Annotated in this window: 19 protein-coding genes and 1 riboswitch; of the genes, 10 read left to right on the top strand and 9 right to left on the bottom strand. The window is 36.6% G+C overall.

What is annotated here, in order from left to right; genetic code table 11:
* Positions 1 to 38: 38 nt before the first annotated feature.
* The 3 genes from B5P42_RS12155 to B5P42_RS12145 all read right to left on the bottom strand — a co-directional run bounded on the left by B5P42_RS12155 (position 39) and on the right by B5P42_RS12145 (position 1,853).
* Complete coding sequence (locus B5P42_RS12155) at positions 39 to 866, bottom strand: aldo/keto reductase (protein WP_002192596.1); 828 nt, start codon at positions 864 to 866, stop codon at positions 39 to 41.
* Between the two features lie 130 nt (positions 867 to 996).
* Positions 997 to 1,521, bottom strand: coding sequence for a GrpB family protein (locus tag B5P42_RS12150; RefSeq protein WP_060749660.1), 525 nt, complete (start codon positions 1,519 to 1,521; stop codon positions 997 to 999).
* A 68-nt stretch (positions 1,522 to 1,589) separates the two neighbouring features.
* Complete coding sequence (locus B5P42_RS12145; protein WP_002014945.1) at positions 1,590 to 1,853, bottom strand: YqkE family protein; 264 nt, start codon at positions 1,851 to 1,853, stop codon at positions 1,590 to 1,592.
* A gap of 201 nt (positions 1,854 to 2,054) precedes the next feature.
* Between B5P42_RS12145 and B5P42_RS12140 the strand changes: the two genes are divergently transcribed.
* Both B5P42_RS12140 and B5P42_RS12135 read left to right on the top strand, forming a co-directional pair.
* Positions 2,055 to 3,644, top strand: a complete 1,590-nt coding sequence (locus B5P42_RS12140) for a bifunctional metallophosphatase/5'-nucleotidase (protein WP_113734266.1) — start codon at positions 2,055 to 2,057, stop codon at positions 3,642 to 3,644.
* A gap of 169 nt (positions 3,645 to 3,813) precedes the next feature.
* Positions 3,814 to 4,125: a ferritin-like domain-containing protein gene (locus B5P42_RS12135; protein ID WP_113734265.1), complete on the top strand. Its 312-nt coding sequence runs from the start codon at positions 3,814 to 3,816 to the stop codon at positions 4,123 to 4,125.
* Between the two features lie 49 nt (positions 4,126 to 4,174).
* On the opposite strand, the gene B5P42_RS12130 is transcribed toward B5P42_RS12135, so the two are convergent.
* Positions 4,175 to 4,651: a ribbon-helix-helix domain-containing protein gene (locus tag B5P42_RS12130; protein WP_002014948.1), complete on the bottom strand. Its 477-nt coding sequence runs from the start codon at positions 4,649 to 4,651 to the stop codon at positions 4,175 to 4,177.
* A gap of 131 nt (positions 4,652 to 4,782) precedes the next feature.
* Here B5P42_RS12130 and B5P42_RS12125 point away from each other — a divergent pair, with 131 nt between their 5' ends.
* Both B5P42_RS12125 and B5P42_RS12120 read left to right on the top strand, forming a co-directional pair.
* Complete coding sequence (locus B5P42_RS12125) at positions 4,783 to 5,781, top strand: alpha/beta fold hydrolase (RefSeq protein ID WP_113734264.1); 999 nt, start codon at positions 4,783 to 4,785, stop codon at positions 5,779 to 5,781.
* Between the two features lie 119 nt (positions 5,782 to 5,900).
* Entirely contained in the window at positions 5,901 to 7,220 is a 1,320-nt protein-coding gene (locus B5P42_RS12120) for a Na+/H+ antiporter family protein (protein WP_002014950.1), read from the top strand.
* A gap of 25 nt (positions 7,221 to 7,245) precedes the next feature.
* Here the strand turns inward: B5P42_RS12120 and B5P42_RS12115 are convergent, their stop codons facing one another.
* A complete protein-coding gene (locus tag B5P42_RS12115) occupies positions 7,246 to 8,172 on the bottom strand; it encodes a LacI family DNA-binding transcriptional regulator (protein ID WP_113734263.1) in 927 nt (308 codons plus the stop codon).
* Between the two features lie 114 nt (positions 8,173 to 8,286).
* Complete coding sequence (locus tag B5P42_RS12110) at positions 8,287 to 8,763, bottom strand: GNAT family N-acetyltransferase (protein ID WP_113734262.1); 477 nt, start codon at positions 8,761 to 8,763, stop codon at positions 8,287 to 8,289.
* An 82-nt stretch (positions 8,764 to 8,845) separates the two neighbouring features.
* Here B5P42_RS12110 and B5P42_RS12105 point away from each other — a divergent pair, with 82 nt between their 5' ends.
* The gene (locus tag B5P42_RS12105) at positions 8,846 to 9,769 is read left to right on the top strand and encodes an alpha/beta hydrolase (protein WP_002014993.1); all 924 of its coding nucleotides are present in this window, start codon (positions 8,846 to 8,848) and stop codon (positions 9,767 to 9,769) included.
* A gap of 10 nt (positions 9,770 to 9,779) precedes the next feature.
* Here the strand turns inward: B5P42_RS12105 and B5P42_RS12100 are convergent, their stop codons facing one another.
* Positions 9,780 to 10,025 (bottom strand): DUF2552 family protein, encoded by a 246-nt coding sequence (locus B5P42_RS12100; RefSeq protein ID WP_002014992.1) that lies wholly within the window; start codon positions 10,023 to 10,025, stop codon positions 9,780 to 9,782.
* Between the two features lie 283 nt (positions 10,026 to 10,308).
* Here B5P42_RS12100 and B5P42_RS12085 point away from each other — a divergent pair, with 283 nt between their 5' ends.
* The 5 genes from B5P42_RS12085 to ribH all read left to right on the top strand — a co-directional run bounded on the left by B5P42_RS12085 (position 10,309) and on the right by ribH (position 14,583).
* The gene (locus B5P42_RS12085; RefSeq protein WP_002128981.1) at positions 10,309 to 10,515 is read left to right on the top strand and encodes a CDGSH iron-sulfur domain-containing protein; all 207 of its coding nucleotides are present in this window, start codon (positions 10,309 to 10,311) and stop codon (positions 10,513 to 10,515) included.
* A 190-nt stretch (positions 10,516 to 10,705) separates the two neighbouring features.
* Positions 10,706 to 10,849, top strand: a riboswitch (FMN riboswitch).
* A 309-nt stretch (positions 10,850 to 11,158) separates the two neighbouring features.
* Positions 11,159 to 12,271, top strand: coding sequence for a bifunctional diaminohydroxyphosphoribosylaminopyrimidine deaminase/5-amino-6-(5-phosphoribosylamino)uracil reductase RibD (gene ribD / locus B5P42_RS12080; RefSeq protein WP_016092279.1), 1,113 nt, complete (start codon positions 11,159 to 11,161; stop codon positions 12,269 to 12,271).
* Positions 12,253 to 12,897: a riboflavin synthase gene (gene ribE / locus B5P42_RS12075; protein WP_002088492.1), complete on the top strand. Its 645-nt coding sequence runs from the start codon at positions 12,253 to 12,255 to the stop codon at positions 12,895 to 12,897. Before ribD ends, ribE begins: the two co-directional genes overlap by 19 nt.
* A gap of 12 nt (positions 12,898 to 12,909) precedes the next feature.
* Positions 12,910 to 14,103, top strand: a complete 1,194-nt coding sequence (ribBA, locus tag B5P42_RS12070) for a bifunctional 3,4-dihydroxy-2-butanone 4-phosphate synthase/GTP cyclohydrolase II (RefSeq protein WP_002167711.1) — start codon at positions 12,910 to 12,912, stop codon at positions 14,101 to 14,103.
* Between the two features lie 18 nt (positions 14,104 to 14,121).
* A complete protein-coding gene (gene ribH / locus B5P42_RS12065) occupies positions 14,122 to 14,583 on the top strand; it encodes a 6,7-dimethyl-8-ribityllumazine synthase (protein WP_000230892.1) in 462 nt (153 codons plus the stop codon).
* A 23-nt stretch (positions 14,584 to 14,606) separates the two neighbouring features.
* On the opposite strand, the gene B5P42_RS12060 is transcribed toward ribH, so the two are convergent.
* Both B5P42_RS12060 and bioB read right to left on the bottom strand, forming a co-directional pair.
* A complete protein-coding gene (locus tag B5P42_RS12060) occupies positions 14,607 to 14,927 on the bottom strand; it encodes a hypothetical protein (protein ID WP_002088493.1) in 321 nt (106 codons plus the stop codon).
* Between the two features lie 180 nt (positions 14,928 to 15,107).
* On the bottom strand, positions 15,108 to 16,106 hold the full coding sequence (bioB, locus tag B5P42_RS12055; RefSeq protein ID WP_002014986.1) for a biotin synthase: 999 nt from the start codon (positions 16,104 to 16,106) through the stop codon (positions 15,108 to 15,110).
* Position 16,107: the final 1 nt, after the last annotated feature.

Below are 16,107 nucleotides of genomic sequence, written 5' to 3'. Positions count from 1 at the left end.
GATTCGGGGTACAGTTCACACTAGGCGGCAGTCTTTTTTTATAACGTATCATATTTATCAGGATTCGTTCCTACATGTAAATTACGATTTAACGTATTAATTTGATCCATCTCTTCTTCAGTTAATGAGAAATCAAAAATAGTAAAGTTCTCTTTAATACGAGATGGCGTAACAGATTTAGGAATAGTCACAATCCCACTTTGAATATCCCACCTTAATATAACTTGTGCAGGTGACTTTTCATATTTTTTAGAAATAGCCTGAATAATTGGATGCTGGAATACTTCGCCGCCTCTCATTAAAGGACTCCATGCTTCCATTTGAATTTGCTCACCTTGACAGAAATCACGCAATTCAAATTGCGCTAGCATTGGATGAAGTTCAACTTGGTTTACCATCGGCTTCACTTTGCAATTTGGTAATAACAGTTCTAAATGATGTTTATGAAAATTAGAAACACCAATGGCACGCACTTTACCTTCTTCATATAGCTTTTCTAGAGCACGGTACGTATCAACATACTTCCCTCTTATCGGCCAATGGATTAAATATAAATCTACATAGTCCATTTGTAATTTCTTTAAACTTTTTTCAAACGCCTCGAGCGTCTCCTCGTACCCTTGATCGTCGTTCCAAACTTTTGTTGTAATAAACAAGTCTTCTCGCGAGATTCCAGATTCACGAACCGCTTCTCCGACACCGCTTTCATTTTCATATACAGTTGCTGTATCAATCGAACGGTATCCAACTTCTAATGCTGTTTTTACTGCTTGTTTAACCTCATTGCCTTCTTTCGCTTTATAAACGCCTAGACCAATCATCGGCATTTTCACACCATTATGAAGTGTAGTTGTTGGAATATGCACAGTCTTTCTCCCTTTCATTGTTACATTTTTATAAACCACAACTTTATTTCAACAAGATTCATCCAAAAAGTCAAAACATACGTACAGTTTACATAATACTTTTATACACATTTAAAAAAATAACGTGAACTCAGTCATTCACGTTATTTCCTTTCCATTCTTTCGCTTTTTCATCAACATTACGTACAAACTCATTTTTTCCTTCCGTATACATCGTGCCATCATATGTATATTTTTCCGCTAGTTCTTTCTTTAAATTTGCATATGCCTCTGCTTCTTCGCAATGAGCCATCATGTAATCACGAAACGATAAATGCCTTGTAATCTCAGGATTCCCTTTTTCAAATACGTGCAAATGATACGAGCGTTTCTCCTCAGTTCCATGAATAAAAAAACGACGACCTGAAATACCATTTTCCCCTTTCACGATGTAACCAAGCTCTTTAAATCGCTCATTCCAATGATCTACTCTGTCGATACTCTCTACTTCCATAATCATATCTATAATTGGTTTAGCTGCTAGTCCTGGCACTGACGTACTTCCAATATGATGGATTTTTACCGTTTCTGGCATCGCCGATTTTAATCTTTCGGCCTCCATTTGAAATTTCTCACTCCAATGATTTTCATACGGAACGACTACAATTTTCCTCATTCTAACTCCCCTTTTCTTACAAACTCGTCAAAAAAATGATCAGCGGCATTTCACTGATCATTTTTTTATTATTTAAAGTCTTTCCAAGTAAGGCTACTTTCACTTAACAGTTCTTCAAATGATTTATTCTTTTCACGTTCTTTTTGTTCCTTACGCTTTCTTTCTTGTTCTGCTGCCTCTTTTTTCTCTTCTCTCACTTGCAACTCTTTTTTCTTATTCTTTAATTGTTGCATTAACGAATCGTTCAATTGATCACCTAGTGTAAGTGATTCTTTCTCTGGTTGATTCATTTGAGAGTGTCTTTGTGTTTGTCTTTGCTTCTTTTTCTTCATACTATTCACCTTTTACTTTTTTCTCCATTATAGAGGATACATGATGAAATCGACAATAAAAAAGGTTCCCTACTCTATTATTTATCTTTTGTAAATATGTTAATTTTTCGAAAAAACTAAATTTTTATATAGATATAATCCTAGTAATCTATTAAAATTATGTCGTATGATGTCAGATTATAAAAAAAGGAGAAATTAATTATGTGGAAAAAAATTATTCCTGCTGTTGCTGTTTTAAGTACTATTACTTTTTCAAGCGTATTCGCCGCTCCTCCATCTCAGACTCCTGCCGAACAAAACCGATACATAGACGTACAAATGCTTGGTATTAATGATTTACATGGTCAACTAGATACTGTAAAAAAAGTTAACAATAAAGAAGCTGGTGGCGCTGATTATTTAGCTACTTATTTAAAAGAACGCAAAAAACAAAACCCTAATACACTTCTCGTACATGCCGGTGATATTGTCGGAGCCAGCCCACCAGTTTCCGCATTATTACAAGACGAACCAACAATTGAATTTTTAAATGACTTAAAGTTTGATGTTGGTACAATTGGAAATCATGAATTTGATGAAGGCATTGATGAAATGCGACGCCTCATTTATGGTGGATATCATGAAAAAACAGGGAATTTCAAAGGAGCAAACTTCCCTTATGTCGCTGCAAACTTCTATAATAAATCAACTGGCCGCTTATTTTTACCACCATTTACTGTAAAAATGGTAGATGGAGTTCCTGTAGGATTCATCGGAGTTGTTACAACGGATACACCGAATGTCGTTATGCCAACTATGCTAAAGAATGTACAAATTACTGATGAAGTAGAAGCTATTAATAAGTCTACTCAGCAATTAAAGCGTCTCGGTGTTAAATCTATCGTAGTCCTTGCACACGTTGGAGGTACAACTGATGACACTGGTGTAACAAACGGTGACCTTACTCGCATTGCAAATGAAACAGATCCCGAAGTTGATGTTATTTTCGGCGGACATAGTCATACGTACGTAAATGGTACTGTAAATAATAAACTTATCGTGCAAGCGAACTCTTACGGGATGGCTTTCTCTGATGTAGATGTAACGATTGATAGAAAAACAAAAGATATTGTGAAGAAAAAAGCTGAAGTTATTACAACGTACCATGAAGGTGTAGAGCCTGATAAACAAGTAAAACAAAAGTTAGATCAATATAAAGAAAAAATCGCACCTCTTGTAAATGAAGTAGTCGGAAAATCTACAGCACCTATCGACCGTAAACAAAACGATGCTGGTGAGTCTACTCTTGGAAATTTAGTTGCGGATGCACAGCGCCAAACTATGCAAACACAAATCGCTCTTATGAATCCTGGTGGAATTCGTAATGATCTAGACGCTGGAGATATTACATGGGGCGAATTATACGGCATTCAGCCTTTCGGAAACCAATTAATTAAAGTAGATATAACAGGTCAAGATATTCGTGATATATTAAATCAACAATGGCAAAAAGGAGCAACGAGAATGCTTCAAATTTCAGGTATTCAATACACTTGGGATGCAAACAAACCAAATAACGAAAAGGTTACGAATATCCGTTTAACAAATGGTGAAGAATTAGTTCCCTCTAAAACGTATAGCGTAGTTGCAAATGCTTTCCTAGCTTCTGGCGGTGATGGATTCGTATCCTTTAAAAATGGAAAAAATGCTGAAACTGGTCCAAACGATTTTGAAGCATTAGTCGATTATGTAAAACAAGTGAAAGAACCAATTCAGCCGATTATTGATGGACGTATTCAAAAAAACAATTAAATACTATTCAAACTAGTGCGTGACACTCGAAAGAAGAAGCTCCTTTTATATGCAAGGAGCTTCTTCTTTTAGAGTCATACGTATTGTCATTCTTCTAGTGCAGTAAAGGATACGCACATAGCCCCTTGTTTCTTCGTAGTATATAGAAAACTATAATGGGAAGATTTGTATGTATTTCTATCAAACAATGACGATACATTGTATCGACAAACACATTCGTAGTATTGAGAAAGCAATTAATGGAGAATATAGCGCCATTCATTTTTATGCTAGATTAGCTACTTTAGCTCCAGACATAAATGAACGAACTCAAATCCTTGAAATTCGGCAAGATGAGCAACGAACAGTTGATTTTCACTTAGAAATTGCTGACGAAACGACAAATCAACAAGTGAAAGAAACATTTCGGCGCGCAGCAGCTGATGAACAAAATCATGCCGTTTGGTTCCTATATTACTTTTCGAAACAAAACAAAAAATGAAATAAAAGAAAGGATACACGCTCTTATATGGAACATAGTATCCTTTCTTTTATTTCTCTGGATACGTTTCATGATTAACATCATACCGTTGCAAAAATTCCTGTAGTGCTTCTTCTACAATTTTAGACTTTTGAATCCCTTTTGATTCCGATATAACATCTAGTCTTGCTAATACTTCTATATTAATCGAAAAGGTTCGTTTCTTTTTCTCTGTGCTCTTACTTATAATTTGAACACTTACTTCTTCTCTTTTTCTTAGCAATTCATAAATGCTTTGTAATTGTTCATAAATTAGTAATTGATAGTCTGTTTTTGCATATTGAAGGGCAGTAGCTTCTTGGATTTGCAAATGACGTGGCTCTTCGCCATCACCTATAAAGATACGTTTTTTCTGCTCTCCATCATATTCATATCCAATCACCCTTAATTTCTTTGATAATGTATATGGGCTCATTTCAAGCCGTTTCGCTATAATAGCGATTGATTCGCGTCTATTTAAAGAATCAATAATTTCTCCAATCGTCACATTCTCCCTCCTCTCTTAATCGCCTAAACTTGAAATCAAACCAGTATGTTATGATACAATGATTTTCTAGTAGTATATGCAAAAGAAAGAGCCTGTGCGATTCATACCATTTAAGAAAAGGAGGTTTACATATGCTTTTTCGTAGCCATACCCCTCAGTTTTACAACGAAAAGAAGCAACTAATCCCTAACAGTATCGCTACGATAGAAAGCGTTATGATTAATGACCGGAAACAATCTCTCCTTATACGCGGCCAAAACGTGGAACAGCCTATTTTATTATGCTGTCACGGCGGCCCTGGTATGGCACAAATCGGCTTTATTCGCCATTTTCAAAAAGAGTTAGAAAAGCACTTTATCGTTATTAATTGGGATCAGCGAGGGGCAGGTAAATCCTTTTTATGGCGGGACATCCAAACAAATCTTACGATTGATCAATTTTTTTCAGATGCAAAAAAGGTTATTCAATATCTTCTCAAACGCTTTAATAAGCAAAAACTATTTCTCGCTGGTCATTCTTGGGGAAGTATTATCGGACTACAAATCGCTAATCAATGTCCCGAATATATAGAAGCATACATCGGCATCGGTCAAATCGTACATATGAAGCAAAATGAAGAATTACTATATCAACATTTAATTAGCTCTGCCAAAAAACATGACCATAAAAAGGCATTAGCTTCTCTTTTAAAATTAGGGAAACCACCCTTTTTAGATACGAGACGCCTCATTATTCAAAGAAAGTGGCTTGGTACATTCGGAGGAGCAATCCAAAATGGATCTTCCTTTTCTTTCATACGAAAAGGCTTCTTTTCTCCTGAATATACGCTATTAGATTGGTTCAAATTTCTCGCAGGAAATTTAAAATCCGGAGTTTTATGGGAAGAGATGCTGACAATCGATTTCTTTTCATCTATTTCAAGTTTATCTGTTCCTGTTTATTTTTGTTCTGGTCGCTATGATTATCAAACTCCTTATGCACTCGTTCAACAATATTGCGATGTCATTCAAGCTCCTTTTAAAAAGATGATTTGGTTTCCAAACTCGGCACATTCTCCAGATTTAGAAGAGCCTGAGTTATTCGCTAAATCTTTACAATCAATTAAACAAGAACTATCTTTTCAACATTAATAACAAAAGGCGCTTTTACATTTCATAGAAAACATTTTATAATGATATGTCGCAAGTATATGTCACTACAAACACTTGCTTGCCTTAACAGAATAAAAATTAGGGAGATTACATTTATTATGAACGCTGTACTCATCGCAGTAGCAGTCATGCTACTGCTTAGTTTGTTACGTGTCCAAGTCATTGTCGCCATTATCGTTGGAGCTTTAACAGGCGGACTTATCGGCGGACTCGGTATTTCAGAAACAATTAGTACTTTTACAGCCGGTCTTGGGAACAGTGCTCCTATCGCATTAAGCTACGCAATGCTCGGTGGATTTGCTATTTCCCTTTCAAAAACAGGACTTCCTGATGCAATGATCCAATCAGCTTTAAAATGGATCGGCAACGAACAAGACACGAAAAAACAAGTCTATTCTAAAATACTTATATTATTTATCATTTTAACAATGGCTTGTTTCTCACAAAATATTATCCCTGTTCATATCGCCTTCATCCCAATCTTAATTCCAGCACTTTTAAAAGTATTAAATGAGCTGAGGGTGGATCGTAGGCTTGTAACATGTCTTATTACATTTGGGTTAATTACCCCTTACATGTGGGTTCCAGCAGGGTTCGGAAAAATTTATCATGACGTATTGCAAACAAATGCTGCGCAAAGCGGTCTTACATTTGATGTCGCACTTATTCCAAAAGCGATGACTATTCCAGCAATCGGTATGATTATCGGATTATGTGTAGCGGTTTTCATTACATACCGAAAACCACGTACATATGAAACAGAACAAATTCATTCCGCACAGAATGAAATCGTTCCCTATACGAAAAGAAGCATTACTTTAGGTTTATTATCAATACTCGCTACATTAACTGTGCAATTAGCAACAGAATCAATGATTTTTGGTGCTTTAGCAGGTATTATCGTCTTATCAGTTAGCGGTAGCCTCCCTCTTAAAGAAGCCGATGCTATTTTAACGAGTGGAATGCGTATGATGTCCTTTATCGGATTTGTTATGATTTCTGCCGCTGGATTTGGCGCTGTTCTTCGAAAAACTGGACATGTTGAATCTCTTGTGCAAACGAGTGCACATATAATCGGAAATAATAAACCGCTTGCTGCATTTCTTATGCTCATTATTGGACTTCTCGTTACGATGGGAATTGGCTCTTCCTTTTCAACCATCCCAATCTTAACAACAATTTTCGTACCGTTATGCGTCCAGCTCGGATTTAGTCCCATGGCTACAATCGCAATTATCGGTACAGCTGGTGCACTTGGTGATGCAGGTTCTCCAGCATCTGATAGTACACTTGGACCAACGTCCGGTTTAAATGCTGATGGTCAGCACCATCATATATGGGATACATGCGTCCCAACATTTCTACACTATAATATACCGTTACTTATATTCGGCTTTATTGCTGCAATTACACTATAAAAGGTGCGTTTTAAAAACGCACCTTTTACTTTGTTGTTTCTCTCTCAATGCACCTAAATTCTGTTTCCACTTCTTCTTGTCGCACTTGTTTCTTCTTTATTTTTCCTATTAACTGTTGAAAAGCTATTTCCCCATTTTCTTCGATATAACTTCCAATCGTCGTTAATGATGGACTTATCCATTCACCCTCTACACTCCCGTTAAATCCAATGATTTGTAACTTACCTGGTATATGAATATTAAGAGTTTTCGCCGCCCTGATTAGCTCAATAGCGACCTTATCACTTGAAGCTACAACCCCATCTATGTATGGATGCTTTTGTAACAATTCAAGAAACTGTTGATTCGTATACCCTTGTACAATTTCCTCTCGATAAGAAAGTCCTTCTTTCCAAGCAGTATCTAGAAATCCTGCCACATGCTCTTCCATTTCTTCACTCTCTACTCCCTCACCGATATAAGCAAGAAACTGGCAGCCTTTCTCTTTTAATAAAGAAACAGCTTTCTGTCCACTTTCATAATAGCTCATAAGAGATTGTCGTTCTTCAAGCACAGCGAAAGGAAGTGAGATTTCTCCTATACTTCGAAAAACAGATTTCGTCATTATAACGCCTGCAATGTTATTTTTCTCCAACATATCTATGTATCTATTCTTATTTTCTATATTACAAACTATTACTTGATACCCTTCTTTGTATGCTATTTCCTCAACGAAACGGAGCAAAGTGATGTATGATGGATTATGCAAATTATCTACAAGTAATGCAATTACCGTTGAAGGCTGTTTAAATAAAGGCTTTGCTGTAGCATTCGGTCTATAATGTAATTCTTCAATTGCTTTTTTTACTTGTTTCACCGTATCTTCATGGACATATCCTTTTTCGTTAATGACTCTTGAAACGGTTGCGACTGAAACACCGGCCAATTTTGCAACATCACGTATAGTTGCCACATCGTCACCCCTTAATATGGTAATAGATTACAAATTTAAATTAAACCAAAATATAACATTCGTCAAGATTATTGTTTTATATTTCTGAAAATTGTTACACAATTTCCACTCTACTCAGAAAATATACTCCAGCTGAACTTCATGTGAAATCGCGATATTATCATAACCAATAAACGGAATTTCTTTCTTTATTTTTCGCGCTTCCTTTACCGCATCAATATACAAGTTCGTCATCATGAAGTTACGTTTTTGATAAAAACGAAGTGCGTTCATATTATCATTCGTCGTAATAAGCCAAACTTTTTTACATTCGTTCTCTTTTGCCACTTGCAACACACAATCCACCAGTTTTGTACCAATCCCCTTCCCTTCCTCAAAACTATTTAACGATACAATTTCACATATGTTTTCTATCACTTTATATGTTACAATTCCCACTATTCTGTTATTTCTAAGTGCAATAAAACCAGGTAATTCTTCTAATTGATGTACTCTGCCTCGCGAGACCATCATTGAGCTTCCCCAGTTTTCACACATAAAATCCTGAATTGCTTCTTTCATTTCTGGTGTGATTTTTTGTATATGAACCATACACGATTTCTCCCCTTTTCACATCATTGTGATACAATGTTAGTGTATCACATGTAGAGGTATTTGGAGGATGAGGTAAAGTATGAAACGTTTTTTTACAGCATTGTTTACTATACTAGGTGCACTAACTGCGATTGGGATTTTCTTTACAAATAAAGTTATGTACTTGAAGAAAAAAACAGAGGAAGAAGTTTTAGAACGCGAAACGAAAAAGCATTTTCATTTGGACGATTTTAAGGCTATTCAAAAAGAAGAGGTTCACATCCCTTCTCAATTCGGATACGAACTTCACGGATATTACATGCCAGCTGGTCATTCCAATAAATTTATGATTTTTTGCCACGGTGTGACTGTAAATAAAATGAATTCCGTTAAATATGCAAACTTATTTTTAAATAGAGGATATAACGTATTTATTTATGATCATCGCCGTCATGGTAAAACCGGTGGTAAAACAACAAGTTATGGCTATTATGAAAAACATGATTTAAAGTCAGTAGTTGACTGGCTAAAAGATCGTTTCGGAACGAATATTACACTCGGAATTCATGGTGAATCTATGGGTGCTGCAACTCTTCTTCAATATGCAGGACTTGTAGAAGATGGTGCTGATTTTTATATTGCTGATTGTCCTTTCTCGGATTTTTATGGACAGTTACAACATCGTTTGAAAGTTGAGTTTCATTTGCCAAAATGGCCTTTATTACCTTTAGCAAATGCCTTTTTAAAAGTTCGTGATGGCTATACAATTCGTGAAGTTTCACCAATTGATTGTATAAAAAATATTAACAATCCGGTTCTCTTTATTCATAGTAAAGATGATGACTATATTTTATCTGATATGACGAAATCACTTTATGAAGCGAAAGAAAATAATAAACAGCTTTATATTGCAGAACATGGTGCACACGCTTGCTCTTATAATGAAAATAAAGAAGAGTACGAAGATGCCATCGATCAATTTTTAAACACATATGTAAAAGAAACAAAAAACAGGCTTGCATAAGCCTGTTTTTTTACTGCGCTAAAACGTCTGTAACTTGTTCCATATTTTCAGAAATCCACTTTACTGCCTCGTCTAGCGTTGGGAATTCCGTCGTTTGAAAAGTTACCTCATCTTGAAGTAACCAAACATCTTTCGGTTCTTGTCCTACACCTGCGATTGACCAATGAAGTAAACTATATGGATGATTATCATTCAAAAATGATGCCCATGTGCGCTCATTTGCAATATTTTGTAGTGTGTGTAATTTTTTATCCATCTTTCGTCACCTTACTCTAGTCAGTTATAAAAACTATTATAACACTCTCTTCTCTCTCAAACAAAGTGCTCTTTTTATCCCGCATTAACGGGCAGTAAGACTCCCACCTCAAAATTCAGCTTAGGCAAAGAAGTAAGGTGGGAGATTAACTGCCCGTAAACGCCCGATTGGTTCAACTAATAATCAGTGGGGATGCCCCCACTGATTAAAGTTTCACTTTATATTGTCAAGTACTCTCCCTAATTATATGATGAGAGTAAGCGTTTGGAAAGGAGGGATAACGTTGGCAAAATTACAAATTAAAGTGAATGATAATGGCTCTTTTCGCGTTACAGGGGACGTGGAATTAGTTGACTCACAAGGGAATGTATTCCCAGCAAAACCGGCATTTTCTTTATGTCGTTGTGGTTTATCAAAAAACATGCCTTATTGCGATGCTTCGCATAAAGGAAAATTCGAGTCTGTTGTTAGAGCACCAGAAGCAGAATAAATATTTAAAGAACATGCACATTTATTTGTGCATGTTTTTTCTTTTGATCAAAGCCTATACAGCCCTTCCCCTTTCAACATTTCTATTACTTTCGTCCCCATTCAAATCGGCATATATTTTCAAACAATTCTTCACATTCGAACATTTTTTACTATGCTTTTTTCTTTTTTGTGCTATAATGTGAGCAAACAACATCCTTCGGGGTCGGGTGAAATTCCCAACCGGCGGTGATGAAGCGATAGCTTCTAAGTCCGTGACCCGTTTTCAACGCGAAAACGGTGGATCTAGTGAAACTCTAGGGCCGACAGTATAGTCTGGATGGGAGAAGGATATGTTTTCTAGTAATTTTATATAGCGAATACACTTTTATTTCAGTATGCATATTTTTAAAGTTTCATTTTGAATCTTTATATATGTTTTATTTTGTATACTTATGTTTCTATACTGAAATAAAAAGATACGACTAGCGTTGAAAGAATTTGATATTTTGCTAGGTTTTTTCCTTATGCCAAAATATCAGTCATCGTTAGGTTTCTTTCCTATACTTTCGTATTCGAACTATATTTCTAGAAATCACGTCTCCCAAATCCCAAGGATATAAAATCCTTGGGGTTTTTTGATTTTTTCAGGAGAGGTGAAAAGAATGACAGATCAAGAATATATGAGGATTGCCTTGCAGTTAGCACAAGGAACATCGGGACAAACAAGCCCAAATCCTATGGTTGGTGCCGTTGTTGTTAAAGATGGGAAAATCGTTGGAATGGGTGCCCACATGCGTGCTGGTGAAGAACATGCTGAAGTTCATGCTCTTCACATGGCTGGTGAAAGAGCAAAAGACGCTACCGTTTATGTAACACTTGAACCGTGTAGCCATTTTGGAAAAACACCCCCTTGCTGTGAATTACTCATTGAAAAAGGAGTTCAGCGTGTTGTAATTGCTACTCTTGATTGCAATCCACTCGTTTCCGGCAATGGAAAAAGAATATTGGAAGAAGCTAGGATTAAGGTGACTACTGGTGTTCTTGAGGCGGAAGCCACTTTATTAAATCGATACTTTTTTCACTATATGAAAACGAAACGTCCCTTTGTAACAATAAAAACAGCAATGAGCTTAGATGGAAAAACAGCAACTGTAACCGGTGAAAGTAAGTGGATTACAGGCGAAGAAGCACGCGCTGACGTTCACCAATATCGTCATATACATGATGCTATTCTAGTCGGTGTGAATACAGTTCTAACTGATAATCCACACTTAACAACACGAATTCCAAACGGAGGTAAACATCCTATACGCGTTATTTTAGATACCCACTTACGAACGCCGCCATCTTCTCATGTCATAACAGATGGCTTAACTCCGACATGGATTATTGTCGGTAAGGATGTAAACAAAGAGAAAATAGCGTCTTATGAATCTAACAATATAGCTGTATTCCAAATGAAAACACAGCAAATTGAAATACAAGATGTCCTATCCCTACTCGGTGAGAAACAAATTCTTTCTCTGTTCGTTGAAGGTGGTCAAACGGTGCATGCAAACTTCTTAAAAACAAATAGTTTTAATGAAATCGTGACCTATATAAGCTCGAAATTAATTGGTGGAAAAGATGCACCCACCTTATTTGGCGGAGCTGGTTTTTCGAAGTTACAAGATGCACTTTCCTTAACAATTCAAGAGATGAAACAAATCGGTAATGATATAAAAATTGTTGCAACCTTAAAAAGCGAGGTGACGGAATGTTTACAGGAATCGTAGAAGAGTTAGGAACGATATCAAGCATGACTCAAAGTGGTGAAGCAATGAAGCTAACTATTAGCGCAAAGCAAATTTTATCGGATGTCAAATTAGGTGATAGTATCGCAGTTAACGGCATTTGCTTAACAGTAACTACTTTTACGACTACTTCATTCACTGTCGACGCAATGCCTGAAACAATGAAAGCAACATCACTTCGTATGCTAAAGCCAAGTGCCAAAGTGAATTTAGAACGGGCGATGGCTGCAAACGGACGATTCGGTGGACATTTCGTCACCGGACATATCGATGGCATCGGTACGATTTTAACTAAAAAACAACATTACAATGCCATCTATTACAAAATAGCAATTTCTGATGAATTACTACGCTATTGTTTGCATAAAGGATCCGTTGCTGTTGATGGCACTAGCTTAACAATATTTGATATAGACGAATCTTCAATTACAATTTCACTCATCCCCCACACAGTAAGCGAGTCTATAATCGGAGAAAAAAAAGCCGGGGACATCGTAAACATTGAGTGTGACATGATTGGAAAATATATTGAACGCTTTATCTCAAAGCCCGCAAAAAGAACTGGTTCAATGACCGAAAGCTTTTTACAAGAAAACGGATTTCTATAAGGAGGAAGCACAATGTTTCATCGTATTGAAGAAGCTCTAGAAGATTTAAAACAAGGAAAAGTTGTTATCGTATGTGATGATGAAAACCGAGAAAATGAAGGCGATTTTATTGCTTTAGCAGAGTACATTACACCAGAAACGATTAATTTTATGATTACACACGGTCGTGGTCTCGTTTGTGTACCCATTACGGAGGAGTACGCAGAACGTCTACAGTTAGAACCAATGGTATCTCATAATACAGATTCACATCACACTGCGTTTACAGTGAGCATTGATCATGTTTCTACAACAACAGGAATTAGCGCTCATGAACGTGCAACTACAATACAAGAATTGTTAAACCCTGCATCAAAAGGCGCTGATTTCAATCGCCCTGGACATATCTTTCCATTAATTGCGAAAGAAGGCGGTGTACTGCGCCGTGCTGGTCATACAGAAGCCGCTGTCGATTTAGCCAAACTTTGCGGAGCAGAACCAGCTGGAGTCATTTGCGAAATTATAAATGAGGACGGTACGATGGCACGTGTACCTGATTTACTAGAGTGCGCAAAACAATTTGATATAAAAATGATTACAATAGAAGATTTAATTGCTTATCGCCGCCATCACGAAACACTTGTGACGAGAGAAGTGGAAATTACATTACCTACAGATTTCGGTACTTTCCATGCAATTGGCTATTCTAACTCATTAGATATGAAAGAACATATCGCGCTCGTAAAAGGTGATATTTCAACAGGCGAACCTGTACTTGTACGCGTTCATTCAGAATGCTTAACAGGAGATGTATTTGGTTCGTGCCGCTGTGATTGCGGACCACAGCTACATGCTGCACTTGCTCAAATTGAGCGTGAAGGAAAAGGTGTTCTTCTCTATATGAGACAAGAAGGACGAGGCATTGGCCTTCTGAATAAGCTTCGCGCTTATAAGTTACAAGAAGAAGGGTTAGATACTGTAGAAGCAAATGAAAAACTTGGGTTCCCAGCTGATCTTCGTGATTACGGTATTGGCGCTCAAATTTTAAAAGATTTAGGCTTACAAAGTTTACGATTATTAACGAATAATCCACGAAAAATTGCTGGCTTACAAGGTTACGATTTAGAAGTAACCGAGCGTGTACCGTTGCAAATGCCAACAAAAGAAGAAAATAAAACGTATTTACAAACGAAAGCAAGCAAATTAGGACATTTACTAAACTTATAATTAAGGGAGAGATACATTATGGTATTCGAAGGTCATTTAGTTGGTACAGGATTAAAAGTTGGGGTTGTTGTTGGACGTTTTAATGAGTTTATTACAAGTAAGTTACTTGGCGGAGCTTTAGATGGATTAAAGCGTCACGGTGTAGAAGAGAATGATATTGATGTTGCATGGGTTCCTGGTGCATTTGAAATTCCTTTAATCGCTAAAAAGATGGCCAATAGCGGAAAATATGATGCTGTTATTACATTAGGTACAGTAATTCGCGGTGCTACAACACATTACGATTACGTTTGTAATGAAGTAGCAAAAGGTGTTGCGTCTTTATCACTACAAACGGACATTCCAGTTATTTTCGGTGTATTAACGACAGAAACAATTGAACAAGCGATTGAACGTGCAGGTACAAAAGCTGGTAATAAAGGATATGAATCGGCAGTTGCTGCGATCGAAATGGCTCATTTATCAAAACAATGGGCTTAAAAAAGAGGCTACGGCCTCTTTTTTTATTTTCTCACCTTTTTTCGTACATCTTCTATTAATTCATCCATCGTTTTTCCTTCTGTTTTTATACGAAGAGCTTGTGCTGTTCTCCACACATTTTCTCTCTTTTCCGCTTCTTCTATAATAGAAATTTCCTTCCTCACTTCTTTTAAATCTTTTCCTTCTGTTTCAAGCCCAAAATGTTCAGCTTTCGTTCGAAAATGCTGTTCAATTCTTTGTTGCATTTCTTTTTGTTCAGGATTTTCAGCCGCCTTAACTGGATCAGCACTTATCGCTTTTATTAAAATCAGACAGGTCATAATAGTTAATATGTATTTGTACATGTAAAATCCTCCAACCCGATATAAATTACATTTTTACTATGTACAATTAGGGCTTGGAAAATTCGTCCACAAAATTATTTTTCTCGTCCAAAAGTGACTACTATCAAGCGTTAATGGACTTTTATTACATTTTATTTACAAAAAAAGCAAACCCTTTAAAGAGTTTGCTTTTCATCTATCTTATAGCGCACATTCTTCAATCTCAAATCCTAAATCTTCAATCATACCCCAGTCCGCAGTCGGCTCTTGTCCAGCTGTTGTTAAATAGTCCCCGACAAAGATAGAGTTTGCTGCAAATAAACCAAGTGGCTGTACAGAACGTAAATTAAGTTCTCGACCACCTGAAATACGAATTTCTTTTGTTGGATTTACAAAACGCATCATCGCCAGCACTTTTAAACATTCTACAGGTGTTAATTCTTTTTGTCCTTCAAGCGGAGTACCCTTTACAGCAACAAGGAAATTACATGGAATAGAATCCGCATCTAAACGTTGTAATTCAAATGCAATTTCAGCGCGCTGTTCAATCGTTTCTCCCATTCCGAAAATTGCTCCAGAGCATGGAGAAATACCGGCTTGCTTCGCTTTTTGGACTGTATCAACACGATCGTCATACGTATGCGTTGAACAAATGCTATCATAATTGTTGGCATGCGTATTTAAATTGTGATTATAACGATGCACACCAGCTTCTGCTAACTGACCTGCTTGATCTTCATTTAAAAATCCTAAACAACAGCAAATTTTTAAATCTGTCGTTTCACGAATTTCCTTAACTGCTCCAATAACGTGATTTACTTCTTTATTCGTCGGACGACGACCAGATGCAACAATACAATATGTACCTGCTTTACGACGAATTGCTTCGTGCGCTCCTTCAACAATTTTCTCTTGTGTTAACCATGCATACTTATCAATCGGTGCTTCTGAAATAATAGACTGTGAACAATACCCGCAATCTTCAGGACATAATCCAGATTTCGTATTTATAATCATGTTCAACTTTACTTTCTTACCAAAATGATGATGGCGAATGATGTAAGCTGCATTCATAATTTCTAAAACTTCTGTATCATCAGCTTCTAATATTGCAATTGCATCTTCTTTCGTAATCATTTTCTCTTCTACTACGTCGTATGCAAGTTTTTTCCAATCCCTTTTTGTTTGTACTTGTTTCATT

It is taken from the genome of Bacillus sp. SRB_331 (assembly GCF_003264175.1).
Taxonomy (GTDB): Bacteria; Bacillota; Bacilli; order Bacillales; family Bacillaceae_G; genus Bacillus_A; species Bacillus_A mycoides.
This window is presented reverse-complemented; position numbering and strand designations above follow the sequence as displayed.